Here is an 18,330-nt window from a genome sequence, read left to right on the forward strand (position 1 = left end):
GCTCGCGAAAGCGGTGTGTCAGTCACATTGATGCTGAATGTGCCGCCCTCTTCGCGAGCAGGCTCGCTCCCACATTTCGATCAGGTTGGATCAGTGACGGAAGTGGCGCATGCCGGTGAAGACCATGGCGATGCCAGCTTCATCAGCAGCGGCAATCACTTCCGCATCACGCATCGAGCCACCCGGCTGGATCACCGCGGTGATGCCGACCTTGGCCGCGTTGTCCAGGCCGTCGCGGAACGGGAAGAACGCATCGGAGGCCATCACCGAGCCTGCCACTTGCAAACCGGCATGTTCAGCCTTGATCGCGGCGATACGGGCGGAGTTCACGCGGCTCATCTGGCCAGCGCCGACGCCGATGGTCTGACGGTTCTTGGCGTAGACAATGGCGTTGGATTTAACGTATTTGGCGACTTTCCAGGCGAAGATCAGGTCGTTGATTTCCTGCTCGGTCGGGGCACGCTTGGTCACGACTTTCAGGTCGTCGGCGCTGATCATGCCGATGTCGCGGCTCTGTACCAGCAAACCGCCGTTGACGCGTTTGTAGTCCCAGGCAGCGGCGCGATCAGCCGACCACTCGCCGCAGGCCAGCAGGCGCACATTGGCTTTGGCCGCCACGATGGCGCGGGCTTCTTCGCTGACGCTAGGGGCGATGATCACTTCGACGAACTGACGCTCGACGATGGCCTTGGCGGTTTCAGCATCCAGCTCGCGGTTGAAGGCGATGATGCCGCCGAACGCCGACTCGGTGTCGGTGGCGTAAGCCAGTTCGTAAGCCTGACGGATACCGCCTTCTGCGTCCGGGCTGACCGCAACGCCGCACGGATTGGCGTGCTTGACGATCACGCAAGCCGGCTTGACGAAGCTCTTCACGCATTCCAGCGCGGCGTCGGTGTCGGCCACGTTGTTGTACGACAGCTCTTTGCCCTGCAGTTGGGTCGCGGTGGCGATACCGACTTCGGCAGGCTTGGCTTCCACGTAGAACGCCGCGCTCTGGTGCGGGTTCTCGCCGTAGCGCATTTCCTGAGCCTTGACGAACTGGCTGTTGAAGGTGCGCGGGAACTCGCTGCGACCGGAGGTCGAGAGGGTGTCAGCGGCCTGGTTCACGGTGCCCATGTAGTTGGCGATCATGCCGTCGTAGGCCGCGGTGTGTTCGAAGGCCTTGAGCATCAGGTCGAAACGCTGAGCGTAGGTCAGGCCGCCAGCCTTGAGGCTTTCAAGGACGCTGGCGTAGTCGCTGGCATTGACCACGATGGCCACGTCTTTATGGTTTTTTGCCGCCGAGCGGACCATGGTCGGGCCGCCGATGTCGATGTTTTCGATGGCGGTCGGCAGGTCGCAGCCTGGCTTGTTGATGGTGGCCTCGAACGGGTACAGGTTGACCGCGACCAGGTCGATCGGCTTGATGCCGTGCTCGTTCATGATGGCGTCGTCGATACCACGACGACCGAGGATCCCGCCGTGGATTTTCGGGTGCAGGGTTTTCACCCGACCGTCCATCATTTCTGCGAAACCGGTGTAGTCCGCGACTTCCACTGCGGCAACACCGTTGTCGCGCAGCAGCTTGAACGTTCCGCCGGTGGAGAGGATCTCGACGCCCAGGGCTTCAAGCTCTTTGGCGAATTCGAGGATCCCGGTCTTGTCGGAAACGCTGATCAAGGCGCGGCGGATCGGCAGGCGGGTAGTCTGGTCGGTCATTTCAATTTCCATCAAAAGCAAAGGAGTCAGCAAAAAGGCGACCGTTTTTACGCGGGCGCCTTTCTGGTTTGATTGAATGCTTACAGCAAATCGTACTGCTTGAGTTTCTTGCGCAGCGTGCCTCGGTTCAACCCGAGCAGCTCGCTGGCCTTGGTCTGGTTGCCCTTGACGTAGTTCATCACGCACTCGAGCAGGGGCGCCTCGACTTCGGAGAGCACCAGGTTGTACACATCCGTGACGGCAGCGCCCTCAAGGTGGGCGAAATAATTGTGCAGCGCCTTCTCGACACTCCCGCGAAGGGTCTGACCTTCTTCGCTCGGCGTATTGAGGTGCTGTTTCAAATTCACGTTGTCGCTCACGGGTGTTGTTCCACTCACTAAAGTCTCGGTCATCATCGTCATGCGGCCACCCCTTCTCCGTCCCCTGTCAGGCTCTTGTAACGTTCGGCGAAGAAGCCCTGAACGTTGGCGCATTGTGCTTCCGTATCTTCCAAACGATTGAAGTGGGCGCGAAACTCCCTGGCGCCCGGCAAGGTTGCGAGATACCAGCCCACATGCTTTCGAGCGATACGGACGCCCATCACGTCTCCATAGAAGACGTGCAGTGCAGCCAGATGCTCTAGCAGAATGCGTTCCACCTCGATCAATTCCAGCGCCGGGAGTTTTTCGCCGGTACGCAGGAAATGATCGATCTCACGAAAAATCCACGGCCGCCCCTGGGCGGCCCGGCCTACCAGCAGGCCATCGGCACCGGTCGCATTGAGCACGTACCGGGCCTTCTCGGGTGAATCGATGTCGCCGTTGGCAAAGACCGGCATCGACACCGCCTGCTTGATCGCGGCAATGGTGTCGTACTCGGCTTCACCGGTGTACAGGTCGGCACGGGTGCGGCCATGAACCGCCAACGCCGTAATGCCCGCTTGCTCGGCGATCTTCGCCACCGTCAGACCGTTCTTGTTGTCCCGGTCCCAGCCGGTGCGGATCTTCAAGGTGACCGGCACATCAACCGCAGCCACGACGGCTTGCAGGATCTCGGTCACCAATGCTTCATCCTTCAACAGCGCGGAACCGGCGGCCTTGTTGCAGACCTTCTTCGCCGGACAGCCCATGTTGATGTCAATAATCTGTGCGCCCAGTTCGACGTTGGCCCGGGCCGCATCCGCCAGCATCTGTGCATCACCCCCGGCGATCTGGACCGAGCGGGGCTCGGGATCACCTTCGTGGATCATGCGCATCCGCGATTTGCGGGTGTTCCACAAGCTCATGTCGCTGGTGACCATTTCCGAGACTACAAGCCCTGCGCCCAGTCGCTTGCACAGCTGACGAAAGGGCTGGTCGGTGACGCCCGCCATGGGGGCGAGGATCAAGCCGTTGTGCAATGTATATGGACCGATGCGTACCGCCGACATAGGACTTCCCTGTTGTGGGGCCGGATCATGAGAGTTCGAAAAAGGGTTGGCATGATACCCGCTCTCGATGACTGGATAAAGGCTGAATTGAACAAAATCTGAACAGTAATTCTGTTATCGCCAGTGGTTTGGTATGAGCGGTCAAAGTCAGAAATATGCCGTCAATGCCGTAACACTGAAGCGTTTCACTCGGGCGAATGAAAGCTCAGGCTGTAATTCACCGCTTTGGAGCCTGGATCGAGGATATCCAGTGCGATGTGGATCGGCGTTTGCGGCGGCATCTCTGCCAGGCCTTCGAGGTCGCCGTTGAGGTACTCGCCGGGTTTGAAGCGCCGGCTGGCGATCAGGTGGCCGTTAAGGTCGGCGAAGCGCAGTTCCAGCAGCGGGAAGGGCTGGGAGAAGGGCGCGCGGTTGTAAATGATCGCATCGACCACCAGTGCACCGTTGAACTCAGGGTGACTGCGGACCACCAGGTTGCTGCTTTTGATTTTCGCGATATCAACTTTCGATGGCACCGTGCAGCCGACTTGCGGGCACAGTTGCTGGAACCATGGACGGTATTGATCCTGGCGCGCCAGTTCGTCGAAGTGGTAAGCGATGTATTGGCCGGCGAGAGCACCGGCACCGATCAGGACCAGCAGCAGCCAGAAAAGCCGTCGGCCCCAGGGGGAGCGACGTTTTTGCCAGTCCAGTTGCAGCGGATCGTCGGTCAGGTCCTGCAGGGCGTCGGCACGCTCGGTCGACTCGCTGCGTTCGTGTCGCTTGCGCAGAGGGGCGATCGGGGGCAGGTCGTCGTCAGGTGCATCGGTTGCCGACAGGCGATCATGGTGCAGGGGCGTGTCGAGCGGATCATTCAGGCGCAGTTGCGGCACCTGGGGTTCGTCGTCCAGATCAACCGGTTCCAGCGAGAACGACGGTTCGGTGCGCGAGTGCTTGCCCGGTACTGGCTGCGTTTCCCGTGGTTCGGCTTCGACCGCCTGGGCACGATCGGCCGCCGATTCGCTGAAGAGGCTGTCAGACCAGGGTTCATCGTCGTGCTCGACAGAGTCGCGGCGAGCACTGAGACCGTTTTCGCGGTGCTGGCCGAATTCCGTGGTGGGCTGGATTTCCCGCTGTTCGAGCCGGGCGAGTTCTTCGTCCAGGTCCAGGCTGTCCAGATCCATTTCGGCGGCGGACCATTGCTTTTGGCTGATGGCGCGCTGTACCGGCGGTTCGACAATGGCCGGGGCTACCGGCTGGACAGTTTCCTTGGCGCCCCGTTGCTCAAGCAGCTGCTTGGCGGCGTTGAACACCTGCAAGCACGAGCCGCAACGAACCACTCCACGGGCCACGCTCAATTGAGCATGGCTGACGCGGAAGCTGGTTTGGCAATGCGGGCACTGGGTGACGAAGCTGTCGGTCATGCGGCGATCCGGTTTATGCAGGCGTTCATTCTAGCGCCGACGGCCAGTGATGCGCACCCAGCCATCGCGATTGGCGATCGGGTCCAGATCGAAGTCTTGAGCGTAGGCTTTGGCGACTTCTTCGCCTTGCTCGGCGAGGATGCCCGACAACGCCAGACGACCGCCAGGCTTGACCAGGCTGGACAATTGCGGCGCCAGGGACACCAGCGGTCCGGCCAGAATGTTGGCCACCAGCACATCGGCTTGAACCTGTGGCAGATCTTCCGGCAGGTACAGCGGGAAGAGCGCGTCGGCAATATTGTTGCGCCCGGCGTTGTCGCGGGAAGCTTCCAGCGCCTGCACGTCGATGTCGGTGCCGACGGCTTCCTTGGCGCCCAGCAACAGGGCGGCAATCGCCAAAATCCCCGAGCCGCAACCGAAGTCGAGGACGTGGCAGTCCTTGAGGTCCTGACCATCGAGCCATTCCAGGCACAGTGCAGTGGTCGGGTGGGTGCCGGTGCCGAACGCCAGGCCCGGGTCGAGCAGAATGTTCACAGCGTCGGGTTCAGGGGCAGCGTGCCAGCTTGGGACGATCCACAGGCGTTGACCGAAGCGCATTGGCTGGAAGTCGTCCATCCAGCTGCGTTCCCAGTCCTGGTCTTCGATGACTTCGCTGTGATGCTCGGGCAGCGGGCTGCCGGTCAGCAACTCAAGATGAGCCAGCACACTGGCCGCTTCAGTGCCGCCTTCGAACAGGGCCAGCAGATGAGTGTGCGACCATAACGGCGTGGTGTTGAGTTCAGGTTCGAAGATCGGCTGATCTTCGGCGTCCATGAACGTCACCGACACGGCGCCCACTTCAAGGAAAGCGTCTTCGTAGGTTTCGGCTTGTTCTGGGCTGATGGCGAGACGGACTTGCAGCCAAGGCATGGCGGGCACCTTTGAAAAATATTGATTGCAGCCTAGCGGGCTGCGAGAAGCGCGCAAGTTTACGCGAGCGCGCGGCAGAAGACGACAAGGCCGACACTGGTATGCAGTTTGTAGGAACGAAGCCTGCCCGCGAAGCGCGATGACGCGGTGAGTCTGCAATACCTCGGCGTATGGTTCGCGGGCAAGCCTCGCTCCTGCAGGAGTTGTAACCTCCAGAAACAACAAAGCCGCCCGAAGGCGGCTTTGTTGGACGGGCTAAAGCTTAATGCTTGTCGCCAGCCAGCTTGTGTTCCAGGTAGTGGATGTTGATACCACCTTTGCAGAAGCCTTCATCGCGGACCAGGTCGCGGTGCAGCGGGATGTTGGTCTTGATCCCGTCGACAACGATTTCGTCCAGCGCATTGCGCATGCGCGCCAATGCTTCGTCACGGGTTGCGCCGTAGGTGATCAGCTTGCCGATCAACGAATCGTAGTTCGGCGGAACGGCATAACCGCTGTACAGGTGCGAATCGACGCGAACGCCGTTGCCGCCTGGAGCATGGAAATGCTTGACCGTGCCTGGGCTCGGCATGAAGGTTTTCGGGTCTTCGGCGTTGATCCGGCATTCCAGGGCATGGCCGCGGATAACCACGTCTTCCTGGGTGTACGACAGCTTGTTGCCAGCGGCGATGCTGAGCATCTCCTTGACGATGTCGATGCCAGTGACCATTTCCGAAACCGGGTGCTCAACCTGAACGCGGGTGTTCATTTCGATGAAATAGAACGCGCCGTTCTCGTACAGGAACTCGAAAGTACCCGCGCCACGGTAGTTGATGTCGATGCAAGCCTTGACGCAGCGTGCGAGGACTTCAGCCCGTGCCTTCTCATCGATGCCCGGTGCCGGCGCTTCTTCGAGAACCTTCTGGTGACGACGTTGCAGCGAGCAATCGCGGTCGCCCAGATGGATGGCGTGACCCTGGCCGTCGGAAAGCACCTGGACTTCCACGTGACGTGGGTTAGTCAGGAATTTTTCCAGATAGACCATTGGGTTACCGAACGCCGCGCCTGCTTCGGTGCGGGTCAGTTTGGCGAAGGAGATCAGGTCTTCTTCTTTATGCACAACGCGCATGCCGCGACCACCACCGCCGCCAGCGGCTTTGATGATCACCGGGTAACCGACTTCGCGACCGATGCGCAAAGCGGTTTCTTCGTCTTCAGGCAACGGGCCGTCGGACCCCGGAACGGTTGGAACGCCAGCAGCGATCATGGCGTGCTTGGCCGATACCTTGTCGCCCATCAGGCGAATGGTGTCGGCTTTCGGGCCAATGAACGCGAAGCCGGAGTTCTCGACCTGTTCAGCGAAATCAGCGTTTTCCGCAAGGAAACCGTAGCCTGGGTGAATGGCGGTGGCGCCGGTCACTTCGGCCGCGGCGATGATGGCCGGAATGTGCAGGTAAGAGTGGGCGGCCGAGGCCGGACCGATGCAGACGGATTCGTCTGCCAGGCCCAGGTGCATCAGCTCTTTGTCGGCCTTGGAGTAAACGGCGACAGTCTTGATGCCCATCTCTTTGCAGGCACGCAGGATCCGCAGGGCAATCTCACCGCGGTTGGCGATCAGAACTTTTTCCAACTTCGCAGTCATCAAAGTTTCTCCGCGTTTCAAACGATGGTGAACAGCGGTTGGTCGTACTCAACCGGCTGGCCGTCTTCGACGAGGATGGATTCGATCACACCGCTGGTTTCAGCTTCGATGTGGTTCATCATCTTCATGGCTTCGACGATGCACAGAGTGTCGCCTTTCTTCACGGTCTGGCCGACTTCAACGAAGGACGGCGAGCTTGGCGAAGATTTGCGATAGAAGGTGCCGACCATCGGCGAACGGGCAACGGTGCCGTTCAGCACTGGCGCGACGGGAGCCGCAGGCGCTGCAGCGGCAACCGGAGCAGCAGCCACTGGCGCAGGCGCCTGTGCATGCATCGGAGCCGGTGCGTAGAACTGCTGAGCCGGGGTCTTGCTATGACGGCTGATGCGTACGGACTCTTCGCCTTCCTTGATCTCGAGCTCGTCGATGCCGGACTCTTCCAGCAGTTCGATCAGTTTCTTAACTTTACGGATATCCATGAATCATCAACTCCCAAGGGTCGGTCAGGGGCGTATAGCTTGTTGTTCAAGCTGTTCCAGGGCGGCCTCCAGGGCCAGTCGATAACCGCTGGCGCCAAGGCCGCAGATCACTCCCACCGCTACGTCGGAGAAGTAAGAGTGATGGCGGAAAGGTTCGCGTTTGTGCACGTTAGACAAATGCACTTCGATGAATGGGATGCTCACCGCCAGCAGCGCGTCACGTAATGCGACACTTGTGTGCGTAAAAGCTGCTGGGTTGATCAGAATGAAGTCCACACCTTCGCCTTTTGCGGCGTGGATGCGGTCAATCAATTCGTACTCGGCGTTGCTTTGCAGGTACAGCAGATGATGGCCGGCTTCACGAGCACGGCGTTCCAGGTCCTGGTTGATCTGCGCCAGTGTCGTAGCGCCATAGGTGCCCGGTTCGCGGGTGCCGAGCAAGTTCAGGTTGGGTCCGTGCAGAACCAATAGCGTCGCCATCTGCTGTTCCTTGTTATCTGTGTGCAGTTGTCAGAACCCGGCGACTATGCCGCAAAGCCTTTGTGACTGTCCAGTTCTATGCAAAAGCCAGCACGATGGCCGATGTTTGCGCGAAATATGTGACCGGCCTGTTAAATCCGGTCATTTGCTTTCGCAACACGTTCGGCGAAGTCTGTCGCGCTGATCTCGCCGATCACTCGCACATCGGCGCGTTCGACACCGTCCTTGCCGAAAAACATCAGGGCCGGAGGGCCGAACAGTTTGTAGCGATCGAGCAGTGCACGTTGTTCGGCGTTGCTGGCAGTGATATCGAAACGCACGAGGCGATAGCCTTTCAGGCGTTCGATGACGGTGGCGTCGTTGAGCACTTCGCGTTCGATGACTTTGCAGCTGATGCACCAGTCGGCGTACCAGTCGAGCAGCAGCGGAGTGTTGGTGGATTTGGCCTCGGCGAGGACGCGATCCAGGTCTGCCGGAGTGCTGATGGTTTGCCAGGCGCTGGTGTTTTGCGGCTGTTCGGTGCCGGCAATGATGCGCGGTTGGCCAATCGGGTTGAACGGGTCGGTCTGCCCGCTGAATGCCCCGAACCAACAGGCCAGTGCGTAAAACAGCAGAAACATCCCGAGCAGTTGGCCGAGGCGTTTTCGTGGCGGTTTGTAGACGAATTCCAGCGCGCCCATGAACAAACCGACGCCACCGGCCAGCAAGCCGATCAGCAGCAAGGTGATTTGCCCCGGCAATACGCGACTGACCAGCCCGATTGCCAATCCCAGCAACAACACGCCAATGGCATTTTTTACATAGACCAGCCACGGCCCGCTTTTCGGCAGCCAGGCTGCGCCGCCGGTGGCCACGAGTAACAACGGCGCCCCCATGCCGAGGCCGAGCATGAACAGTTTCAAGCCTCCCCCCAGTGCATCGCCGCTGGCGCTGATATAAAGCAATGCACCGGCCAGCGGCGCCGAGACGCAAGGCGACACCAGCAGGCTGGACACCACGCCCAGGACCGCGGCGCCCCATAACGAACCGCCTTCGGTACGCCCGGCGATCCGGTCCAGGCGACTGCTGATGGCATGTGGCAGCTTGAGTTCGAACACGCCAAACATCGCGAGGGCAAACACCGCAAAAAACATCGCGAACGGCACCAGCACCCACGCCGATTGCAGACGCGCCTGAAGGTTGAGCTGGGCGCCGAACATTCCCATCAACGCACCCAGCAGGGCGAAGCAGGCGGCCATGGGCAGTACATACGCGAGTGACAGATTGAAACCGCGCAACCCACCGATCTGGCCGCGCAACACCACGCCGGAGAGGATCGGCAGCATCGGCAGTACGCACGGGGTGAAGGTCAGGCCCAGACCCGCAAGGAAGAACAAGGCGAGCTCGCGCCAGCTCCAGCTCTGGGCCGTGGCGGGCGTCGTTGCGCCAATGCCATCAATGTTCAGTCGTTCGGTTTCGGGCGGATAACACAGGCCTTTGTCGGCGCAGCCCTGATAGGTCACGGCCAGCGTGAAGGCGCGGGGATCGGTGCGCGGCACTTCGACGTCGAGCACGCCGTGATAGACCTCGACGTCGCCAAAGTACTCATCGTGCTTTTGTTCGCCCTTGGGCAATTGCGCCGCGCCAAGGCCAACTTCGGCCGGTTCGGCGCGAAACTGAAAGCGGTGTCGATAGAGGTAGTAACCCTCTGTGGCGACAAAACGCAGCTTGATCGATTGCGGCGTGCTGTCGACCAGGCTCAGCTGAAATGCCTCGCGCACCGGCAGGAAGTCGGCACTGTTGTTGATCGAGCCCAGGGTGGAACTGGGTCGACTCTCCAGCAACCCGGCGGCGTTTGCCGGCAGGGCGAGCACTAAAAGCAGCAGGCAGAGCAAACGGCGCATGACAATCTCGCGTATCGGAATTGGGGGCATGATAGCGGACAGTCGCGCGGATTGCCCCGCCCCTGTAGGAGCGAGGCATGGCGGTCTATCAGACGCGGAAGGCTTGAACGGCGGTATGCAAGCGTGCGCCCAACACCAGCAGGTTCTCCCCTTGCACGCGCCCCTCGCCAATGCGCAACAAATTATCCCCACCCAGCTTGTGGATACGTTCGCTGTGATCACGGATCTCACTGACCGCACCACTCTGCTGCGCAGTGACATCGGCAATGCGCACGGCGGTGTCGGAAATGGTCTGGATCGCCCCGACGATTTTATCCAATGCACCGTCGGCAGCCTGAGCCTGATTGGCCGTGGCTTCGGCGTGTTCGACCTGGGCGCGCATGCCTTCCACCGATTGCCGCGCGGCGGTTTGCAGGCCGGCGATCAAGGTCTGGATCTCTGCGGTGGCCCCGGCCGTGCGTTGCGCCAACGAGCGAACCTCTTCCGCCACCACCGCAAACCCACGACCCATTTCCCCGGCGCGGGCGGCTTCGATGGCGGCGTTCAGGGCCAGCAGGTTGGTCTGGTCGGCAATCGAGCGGATGACCGTCAGAACGCCGCCGATGGTCGCCGATTCTTCTGCCAGGTGTTCGATCATCTGCGCATTGCCTTGCACTTCACCCACCAGCGCATGCAGGCCGGTGAGGCTCAGGCCTATAACTTTCTGGCCATGCTCGACCGCGATTCCGGCATGACGACTGGCGTCGGCGGCCTGGCTGGCATCGCCAGCAACTTGTTGGATCGTTGCTTCCAGTTCGCCGAGAGAATCGCGGATCAGCGCGGTGTCGCCGGCCTGATGTTCAGCACCGCTGTGCAAGTCGTTGCTCAACTCGGCCAAAGTGCGGCTACTGCCGGCGACCTGCTCGGCATTGAGACGAATAGTCCCGACCAGGTCCGCCAGGTATGCGCGCAAGCGGTTGAGCGAGGCTTCAATGTCATGCAGTTCGCGATTGGTCTTGCCCAATTGAATTTCCTGGCTGAAGTCGCCTTCGGCCCAGGTCGACAGGGCCGGGGCGAGGTTGGTCAGTGTCCGGGCCAGCTTGCGTTGCAAGGTGTCGATCAACAAGGCGATCAGCAGAATCAGACCGATCATCACGCCCTGCATCAAGCGTACTTCGCCCTGGATCTGCCCGTGCTGGGCGCGGACCACCGGCTCCAGTCCGGCAATGGCGTGCTGTACGTCGGCGATCTTCAGGTGCGTCGCGGTGCTGAGGTCGGTGCGTTTCTGGATTTGCTCGCGAGTGCGTGCCAGTTCAGCGGGGTAACGCGTCAGCAAGCTATTGAGTTCCCGTTTGAGGGCGACACCGGCATCTTCGGCGACGGTTTTTTCGGTGTTCTCCAGCCCCATCATCGCGGCGAAATCATCGGTGCCGGATTCGCTGCTGGCGGCCACCCCGAGCAGCGGCAAGGCGCCTATCAGCTCGGACTGCGCACGAATGCTGGCGACTTCGCGTTCGACATCGGCGGCCAGTTCACTGCGACCGCTGCTGACCAGTTTGTCCCGCGCCAGCGACAGTTTGCCCAGGTGCTGGGACGCGGCGAGCAAGGGCGCGAGGTACGCTGCGTTCCCGCTGGCGTATTGGCTGAGCTGATCGAGGCTGGCGCCGAGTTCACGTTCAGCTTGCAGCAGCAAGGCTTGAGGGTCCCCGGCAAGTTTGCCGGCAGCCAGCAGGTCGGTCTTGCTGAATTCACTCAGGTTCGACAGGCTCGGACGCAAGGTGTCGGCCAGGGCTGGCGGTAATTCACCGAGTTCCTTCTGCAGGCTGTCGATGGCCTGGCTGGCGCTGCTCAGGCGCAGGGCATCGCCGCTGGCGAGATAATCCTCGACGTTGCGCGCCACTTCATTTTGAAATTGCTGGGACAAACCGAGGTAACGCTCCATCAGCAGATAGGGGCGTTCGAGGGCTTTTTGCGACCACCACAGCGTCGCGCCAAGGGCCACGCACACGGCGACTAAAAGGAGGGTGTTGAGATTGGTCAGCAGCTTCAGGCGCATCGCGGGTCTACCAACGGCAGAATGGTAAGCGCCTGAAGTTATTGCGTTTCTGTTACAGGGTTATGACCGAATGGGTCCATTCCGATGAAAAAGTGGCACTTTGCTTTGACGTCCGCGCAGCCTGCACGCGGTTACGTCCACCGTCCTTGGCGCGGTACAGCGCCTCGTCCGCCTGGCTGGCCATCATCAGGCTGTCGGAGTGGTCGCACAGCTCCACCACTCCGGCGCTGAACGTGCACCACAAATCCTGGGGTTGGGCCGGGTAGTGGATTTCGGCAAACCGCTGACGGATTTCATCGAGCACTCTGTGGGCCGCTTCGAGATCGGTGTCCGGCATGACGATGGCGAATTCCTCGCCACCGTAGCGGCCGATGAAGTCTGTTTTGCGCAACCGCTGCTTGAGAAACAGCGCCAGGCTCTTGATGACCCGGTCGCCCATGGGGTGGCCGTGGCTGTCGTTGACCCGTTTGAAGTGGTCGATGTCGAGCATCGCAAAACTCAACGGCTTGCTCTCGCGGCGGGCGCGGAAGCTGCAGTCTTCGAGCAATTGCAGGATGTGGGTGTGGTTGTACAAACCGGTCAGGCTGTCGCGCACCATCCGTGCTTTCAGATTGCGTGCCCGCGCCGCGCGGTTACGCACAGTGGTGATCAGGTGCCGCGGCTTGATCGGCTTGGTCAGGAAGTCGTCGCCGCCTTCGCTCATGGCGTCGAGTTGCTTGTCCAGATCATCTTCGGCGGACAGGTAAATGATCGGTACGCTCACGTAGCGGTCGTTGTGCCGGATCACCTTGGCCAGTTCCGTGCCGGTGCAGGTCGGCATGTACATGTCGAGGATGATCAGGTCCGGCTGAAAGTCCGCCAGTTCGGCCATGGCCTGAATCGGGTCGATCAGGGTGCGCGTGACGATTCCGGCGCTGTTCAGCAGGCGCTCGGTGTGCAAGGCCTGGGCGCGGGAGTCGTCGATGATCAGCACTTTATAAGGTTCGTACTGGGCGACGCAGGTCAGGACTTCGATCTTCTCCAACAGGCTTGAGGCTTCGAGGGTGCCGGTGAGAAATTCCTGGCCACCGGCGCGCACGGCGGCGAGGCGGGTCGGGGTGTCTGTTTCAAGCAAGCTGAAGAACAACAGCGGTAAAGGCTCATCCAGTCCGACCTGGGCTTCGGCGGCCAGTTTCAGGCCGATGCCGGCGCCACTGAAGTCCACGTCCATGACGATGGCGGCGGGCAGGCGCTCGATCATAGAGGAGCGAAACGCCGCAACGCTGTCCAGGGATTGGGCGCTGAGCCCGAAAAACTCCAGCTGCTTGGCCAGGCGCTCGGCGCGGTCGTGATCCTGCAACATCACGTAGATCGGCTTGCGCAGCGGTGGCAGAAAGGTTTGTTCGAGCTGATCGCCGTGGCGCAGGCCGGTGCGCGACAGGCGCTGCATCAAGCGATTGAGGTCGGTGATCAGGCCACTGCTCAGGCGTCCGCGATTGGCGTCGACAGCCTCCAGCGACTGGCCGATGTGACGCGCCAGTTGCGTGTGTTCCGGTTGTTCGAAACGCTCGGCAAAGCGCAGCAGGCGCAGGTTGGCCTCGCTCAGTTCCGACAAATCGGTGTTGGACCACTCGCTGCGTTGCAGGCGCTGCCATATCTCAAGAATCTGACGTGCCTGATGAATTACCCGCTGGGCAAAGTGGTGCTTGAGGCGCTCACGGCTGGGGTCTTCTGGCTCGGTCATATCCTGACTACTAGTTAGGGTGCATGCTGAGATCGACTGGTGGCTCTATGCTAGCACCTCTTTTCAATCCCATGAGCATCGTGTGTCAATAATCTGCAAAGCGGCCTTATTCAGTTTCTGACTGGATGGTCGCATAGGCTCGCGGCTGTGCTTCATTTATAGTGGCCCCTGATCGCGGTCATTGTAAGTCCCGCCATTTCCCGCAGGATTTAATGCGCGGCAAACGAGGCACGATGGCGTAGGGTTGTGGTCGAACCGATGAACTCAAGTGATTGAAAGGATATCGCCATGCTGGACTGGAAGAATCGCGCGGGCAGCGCGCCTGAACGTGCCGCTGAACCGAAATCGGCCACCCGCAGTTACGTCGGCGGCCTGTTGTTCAGCCGGGCGCTGGCGACGCTGATTGGCCTTTACCTGCTGGTGACGATCGGGCTGGGTTGGTATTGGAGCCAGGAGCCGGCACTGTTCCCGGTTCAACAGAATGCGCAAGTGGCGGCCGAGAAAGAAGGCAAGCAAATGGTGGTCGGGTACACCACGGTGGAAACCCTCAAGACCGTCGCTGGTACATTGCTGAGCAAGCCAGGTGGCTATATTTCCAACGACCGTTTCCCGCCGGGTCTGTGGATGGACAATACGCCGAGCTGGGAATATGGCGTGCTGGTCCAGGTTCGCGACCTGAGTCGTGCAATGCGTAAGGACTTCGCCCGTTCCCAGTCGCAGTCCACCGAAGACGCTGACCTGGCCAAGGCCGAGCCGCGTTTCAACTTCGACAACAAGAGCTGGGTGCTGCCCTCCAGTGAGTCCGAATACCAGGAAGGCATCAATTCCCTGAGCCGTTACCAGACACGCCTATCCGATCCGAGTCAGAAAAGTGCGCTGTTCTATGCCCGCGCCGACAACCTGAACAACTGGCTGGGCGATGTCGGCACCCGTCTGGGTTCGCTGTCGCAACGGCTGTCGGCCAGCGTGGGCCGAGTCAAGCTCAACACCGCGCTGAAAACCGAAGTCCTGGCGCCGGGTCAGGTGCCACAGGTCGATGAAGAAATCGTCGAGACCCCGTGGATGCAGATCGATAACGTGTTCTATGAAGCCCGCGGCCAGGCTTGGGCGCTGTCCCATTTGCTGCGCGCCATCGAAGTCGATTTCGCCGATGTGCTGGCCAAGAAGAACGCCACGGTCAGCGTGCGTCAGATCATTCGTGAGCTGGAAGCCTCGCAAGAGCCGGTCTGGAGCCCGATGATCCTCAACGGCAGCGGCTTCGGTGTGCTGGCCAACCATTCGCTGGTCATGGCCAACTACATCTCCCGTGCCAACGCGGCAGTGATCGATCTGCGTCAATTGCTCAATCAGGGCTGAGTCATGGTCGATAACGCCAAAGAGGCTGCCCATCGCGCGGCCTCGGATGCCGAACACATCGCCTGGGTCGACGAACAGGACAACCTGCTCGGCGCCCTGGTCCGTTCTGACCTGCGCGAGCGGGGGCTGATCGGGCGTGGCACCTACATCATGCTGTTCAACTCGGTCGGTGAACTGTGCGTTCACCGTCGAACCCTGAGCAAAGCCATTTACCCCGGTTACTGGGATGTGGCGGCCGGCGGCATGGTGCTCGCCACCGAGACGTACGTCGAATCGGCTGCCCGTGAGCTGGAAGAAGAGTTGGGCGTGAGCGGTGTGGAGTTGACCGCCCATGATCACTTCTTCTTCGAGGACACCGGCAATCGTCTCTGGTGTTCGGCGTTTTCGGCGGTGTGGGACGGCCCGTTGATCCTGCAACCGGAAGAAGTGCTGGAAGCGCGTTTCATCCCCATCGAGCAGGTCATGCTGGAAATCCAGCAAAAGCCTTATTGCCCGGACTCCCTGGCCGCGTTGAAGCGTTATCTGTGCGCCCTTGGGAAGGGCGTCGCAAAAGAGCAGTAAATTGGCGCCGATTGGCTCTTAGCAAGTCGGCTTTTTGCCGTTACACTGCGCGACCTTTTCAAACTGAGCCAGCGTTGTCTGGCCCAGTAGCGCTGCCCCTGCCTGAGTGGGGCTTCGCGGTCGATGGCAGCTTCCCAAGTTGCCGCGACCAGTCTTTGTCCTCCCAAGAGGATTGCCGGTGGCCAAAAAAGCCGCATCCTTCGCCGCCCTTGGTGGCCTGGTATTTTCCACCGACGCAGGTCGTCATTGCCCGGATTGCAGTAAACCGGTGGACGCCTGCATCTGCAAACAGACCGTTATCCCGGCTGGCGACGGCATCGCTCGCGTGCGTCGCGAAAGCAAGGGGCGTGGCGGCAAGACGGTGACCACCATCACCGGCGTGCCGTTGGCGGAAGAAGCGCTCAAGGACCTGGCCACCACGTTGAAGAAACGCTGTGGCACCGGGGGTGCGTTGAAAGACGGAATCATCGAAATCCAGGGCGATCATGTCGAGCTACTCTTGGCTGAACTGATCAAGCTGGGTTTCAAAGCGAAGAAGTCCGGCGGCTAGCAGCCTCTGTGAAAACCACCCTCGGCTTGATCCAGTCCTGATTCAACTCTGGCCTGGCGTCGTCTACATGGTTTTCACAGAGCCTGTTCTGACCGGTTTCTAAACTCAGCGCTGAATGTGAGGTCTATGGCCCTTGCATGCAGGCTAATCGTCATTTTCATTCTTTAGACTGCGCCGGCCTGAACCCAGGCGACGCTCTATGACTTCTTTATAGGGGACTTCAATGTCCGTACGACGCACACGCAAAGACGATGGCAGCCAATGGACAGTTGCGGACAGCCGCAGTGTTTACGGGATTCGCCATTGGGGGGCCGGGTATTTCGCGATCAATGACGCCGGTCGCGTCGAAGTTCGTCCGAACGGTCCGACCAGTTCGCCTATCGACCTCTTCGAGCAAGTCGACCAGCTGCGCAAAAGCGGCCTGTCCTTGCCGCTGCTGGTGCGTTTCCCTGACATTCTGCAAGACCGCGTGCGTCAGCTGACCGGCGCGTTCGATGCCAACATCGAGCGCCTGGAATACCAGAGCAAGTACACCGCGCTGTACCCGATCAAGGTGAACCAGCAGGAAGCGGTGATCGAAAACATCATCGCCACCCAGGATGTGTCCATCGGCCTGGAAGCCGGCTCCAAGCCTGAGCTGCTGGCCGTATTGGCCCTGGCGCCAAAGGGCGGCACCATCGTTTGCAACGGTTACAAGGACCGCGAGTTCATCCGACTGGCGCTGATGGGCCAGAAGCTGGGCCACAACGTGTTCATCGTGATCGAGAAAGAATCCGAAGTCGGCCTGGTGATCGAAGAAGCCGCCTCGCTGAAGGTCAAGCCTCAAGTCGGCCTGCGCGTGCGTCTGTCGTCCCTGGCTTCAAGTAAGTGGGCGGACACCGGCGGAGAGAAGTCCAAGTTCGGTCTGTCGGCGGCGCAGCTGTTGTCGGTGGTCGAGCGTTTCCGCGCGGCTGGCCTGGATCAAGGCATTCGCCTGTTGCACTTCCACATGGGTTCGCAGATCGCCAACCTGGCGGACTACCAGCACGGCTTCAAGGAAGCGATTCGTTACTACGGCGAACTGCGTAACCTCGGCTTGCCGGTTGACCACATCGACGTCGGTGGCGGTCTGGGCGTCGACTACGACGGTACGCACTCGCGCAACGCCAGTTCGATCAACTACGACATGGACGATTACGCCGGTGTCGTGGTCGGGATGCTCAAGGAGTTCTGCGATGCGCAGAGCCTGCCGCACCCGAACATCTTCTCCGAAAGCGGCCGCTCGCTGACCGCTCACCACGCCATGCTGGTGGTGCAAGTGACCGACGTCGAGAAGCACAACGACGACGTGCCGAAGATCGACAACAAGGAAGAGCTGCCGGAGACCGTGCAGTGGCTGGTTGACCTGCTGGGCCCGACCGACATCGAGATGGTCACCGAAACCTACTGGCGCGCCACGCACTACATGAGCGATGTGGCCACCCAGTATGCCGATGGCAAGCTGACCCTGGCCGAGAAAGCCCTGGCCGAGCAATGCTACTTCGCCGTGTGCCGTCGCCTGCACAACTCGTTGAAGGCGCGTCAGCGTTCGCACCGTCAGGTGCTCGACGAACTCAACGACAAGCTGGCCGACAAGTACATCTGCAACTTCTCGGTCTTCCAGAGCCTGCCGGACACTTGGGCCATCGGCCAGGTCCTGCCGATTCTGCCGCTGCACCGTCTCGACGAAGAGCCGCTGCGCCGCGCCGTGCTGCAGGATCTGACCTGTGACTCCGACGGCAAGATCAAGCAATACGTCGACGAGCAGAGCATCGAAACCAGTCTGCCAGTCCACGGTTTGAACGAAGGCGAGGACTACCTGCTGGGTATCTTCCTGGTCGGCGCCTACCAGGAAATTCTCGGCGATATGCACAACCTGTTCGGTGACACCGACTCGGTGAACATCTACCAGAACGCCGACGGCAGCGTGTACCACGCGGGTATCGAAACCCACGACACCATCGAAGACATGCTGCGTTACGTGCACTTGTCGCCGGAAGAACTGATGACCCACTACCGCGACAAGTGCGCAAGTGCGCGCATCACTGCCGCCGAGCGCACCCAGTTCCTCGACGCTCTGCGCCTGGGCCTGACCCGTTCGTCTTACCTGTCTTCTTGAGGTAAGGCACTGGTCTCATCAGGTTGTCGGAAAATGTTCCGCGCGCTGCGGAAATTTCAGATGACCTGGTGGGACGCCTCCCTGATT

Annotated in this window: 15 protein-coding genes; 4 read left to right on the forward strand and 11 right to left on the reverse strand. The window is 60.5% G+C overall.

Annotated elements, in window-relative coordinates:
- Positions 1-90 precede the first annotated feature (90 nt).
- The 11 genes from purH to gcbA form a co-directional block, all read right to left on the reverse strand.
- Positions 91-1,698: a bifunctional phosphoribosylaminoimidazolecarboxamide formyltransferase/IMP cyclohydrolase gene (purH, locus tag QMX98_RS14940; RefSeq protein ID WP_010463895.1), complete on the reverse strand. Its 1,608-nt coding sequence runs from the start codon at positions 1,696-1,698 to the stop codon at positions 91-93.
- Positions 1,699-1,778: 80 nt separating this feature from the next.
- A complete protein-coding gene (gene fis, locus QMX98_RS14945) occupies positions 1,779-2,099 on the reverse strand; it encodes a DNA-binding transcriptional regulator Fis (protein WP_007907419.1) in 321 nt (106 codons plus the stop codon).
- Positions 2,096-3,106, reverse strand: coding sequence for a tRNA dihydrouridine synthase DusB (gene dusB, locus QMX98_RS14950; protein WP_282410973.1), 1,011 nt, complete (start codon positions 3,104-3,106; stop codon positions 2,096-2,098). Before dusB ends, fis begins: the two co-directional genes overlap by 4 nt.
- Positions 3,107-3,291: 185 nt before the next feature.
- Positions 3,292-4,509, reverse strand: a complete 1,218-nt coding sequence (locus tag QMX98_RS14955) for a DUF3426 domain-containing protein (RefSeq protein ID WP_282410974.1) — start codon at positions 4,507-4,509, stop codon at positions 3,292-3,294.
- Between the two features lie 30 nt (positions 4,510-4,539).
- Complete coding sequence (gene prmA / locus QMX98_RS14960) at positions 4,540-5,418, reverse strand: 50S ribosomal protein L11 methyltransferase (protein WP_010463886.1); 879 nt, start codon at positions 5,416-5,418, stop codon at positions 4,540-4,542.
- A gap of 262 nt (positions 5,419-5,680) precedes the next feature.
- Positions 5,681-7,039: an acetyl-CoA carboxylase biotin carboxylase subunit gene (accC, locus tag QMX98_RS14965; RefSeq protein ID WP_010463885.1), complete on the reverse strand. Its 1,359-nt coding sequence runs from the start codon at positions 7,037-7,039 to the stop codon at positions 5,681-5,683.
- Between the two features lie 17 nt (positions 7,040-7,056).
- The gene (gene accB / locus QMX98_RS14970; protein ID WP_010463882.1) at positions 7,057-7,518 is read right to left on the reverse strand and encodes an acetyl-CoA carboxylase biotin carboxyl carrier protein; all 462 of its coding nucleotides are present in this window, start codon (positions 7,516-7,518) and stop codon (positions 7,057-7,059) included.
- A 24-nt stretch (positions 7,519-7,542) separates the two neighbouring features.
- Positions 7,543-7,998: a type II 3-dehydroquinate dehydratase gene (gene aroQ / locus QMX98_RS14975; RefSeq protein WP_010463880.1), complete on the reverse strand. Its 456-nt coding sequence runs from the start codon at positions 7,996-7,998 to the stop codon at positions 7,543-7,545.
- A gap of 131 nt (positions 7,999-8,129) precedes the next feature.
- On the reverse strand, positions 8,130-9,881 hold the full coding sequence (locus QMX98_RS14980) for a protein-disulfide reductase DsbD (protein ID WP_200667595.1): 1,752 nt from the start codon (positions 9,879-9,881) through the stop codon (positions 8,130-8,132).
- An 88-nt stretch (positions 9,882-9,969) separates the two neighbouring features.
- Positions 9,970-11,916, reverse strand: coding sequence for a methyl-accepting chemotaxis protein (locus QMX98_RS14985; RefSeq protein ID WP_154913240.1), 1,947 nt, complete (start codon positions 11,914-11,916; stop codon positions 9,970-9,972).
- Between the two features lie 52 nt (positions 11,917-11,968).
- On the reverse strand, positions 11,969-13,639 hold the full coding sequence (gcbA, locus tag QMX98_RS14990; protein WP_010463874.1) for a diguanylate cyclase GcbA: 1,671 nt from the start codon (positions 13,637-13,639) through the stop codon (positions 11,969-11,971).
- Positions 13,640-13,927: 288 nt separating this feature from the next.
- Between gcbA and QMX98_RS14995 the strand changes: the two genes are divergently transcribed.
- From QMX98_RS14995 to speA, 4 genes are all read left to right on the forward strand, one after another.
- Positions 13,928-14,995: a DUF2333 family protein gene (locus tag QMX98_RS14995; RefSeq protein WP_102595311.1), complete on the forward strand. Its 1,068-nt coding sequence runs from the start codon at positions 13,928-13,930 to the stop codon at positions 14,993-14,995.
- A 3-nt stretch (positions 14,996-14,998) separates the two neighbouring features.
- On the forward strand, positions 14,999-15,556 hold the full coding sequence (locus QMX98_RS15000; protein ID WP_010463869.1) for an NUDIX hydrolase: 558 nt from the start codon (positions 14,999-15,001) through the stop codon (positions 15,554-15,556).
- A gap of 178 nt (positions 15,557-15,734) precedes the next feature.
- On the forward strand, positions 15,735-16,106 hold the full coding sequence (locus QMX98_RS15005; protein WP_010463867.1) for a translation initiation factor Sui1: 372 nt from the start codon (positions 15,735-15,737) through the stop codon (positions 16,104-16,106).
- A gap of 223 nt (positions 16,107-16,329) precedes the next feature.
- Entirely contained in the window at positions 16,330-18,243 is a 1,914-nt protein-coding gene (speA, locus tag QMX98_RS15010; RefSeq protein ID WP_010463866.1) for an arginine decarboxylase, read from the forward strand.
- Positions 18,244-18,330: the final 87 nt, after the last annotated feature.

Origin of the sequence: Pseudomonas sp. PS02303 (assembly GCF_029959925.1) — a bacterium.
In the GTDB taxonomy this organism is placed as follows: Bacteria; Pseudomonadota; Gammaproteobacteria; order Pseudomonadales; family Pseudomonadaceae; genus Aquipseudomonas; species Aquipseudomonas mandelii.